Below are 483 nucleotides of genomic sequence, written 5' to 3' on the forward strand. Positions count from 1 at the left end.
AAAATCATTAAGTTAAGGTAGATACACATCTTGTCATATGATCAAATGGTTTCGCCAAAAATCAATAATCAGACAACAAAATGTGCGAACTCGATATTTTACACGACTCTCTTTACCAATTCTGCCCCGAATTACACTTAAAACGACTCAACAGCTTAACGTTGGCTTGCCACGCCTTACTTGACTGTAAAACTCTCACTCTTACCGAACTTGGCCGTAACCTGCCAACCAAAGCGAGAACAAAACATAACATCAAACGAATCGACCGATTGTTAGGTAATCGTCACCTCCACAAAGAGCGACTCGCTGTATACCGTTGGCATGCTAGCTTTATCTGTTCGGGCAATACGATGCCCATTGTACTTGTTGACTGGTCTGATATCCGTGAGCAAAAACGACTTATGGTATTGCGAGCTTCAGTCGCACTACACGGTCGTTCTGTTACTCTTTATGAGAAAGCGTTCCCGCTTTCAGAGCAATGTT

At 42.4% G+C, this 483-nt stretch carries 1 pseudogene; it reads left to right on the top strand.

The features are described 5' to 3' along the window. Positions 1-80: 80 nt before the first annotated feature. Positions 81-483, top strand: a pseudogene (locus H3T96_RS14625) (IS4 family transposase); the annotation flags it as partial.

Source organism: Gilliamella sp. W8136, from assembly GCF_016101285.1.
Classification (GTDB): Bacteria; Pseudomonadota; Gammaproteobacteria; order Enterobacterales; family Orbaceae; genus Gilliamella; species Gilliamella apicola_N.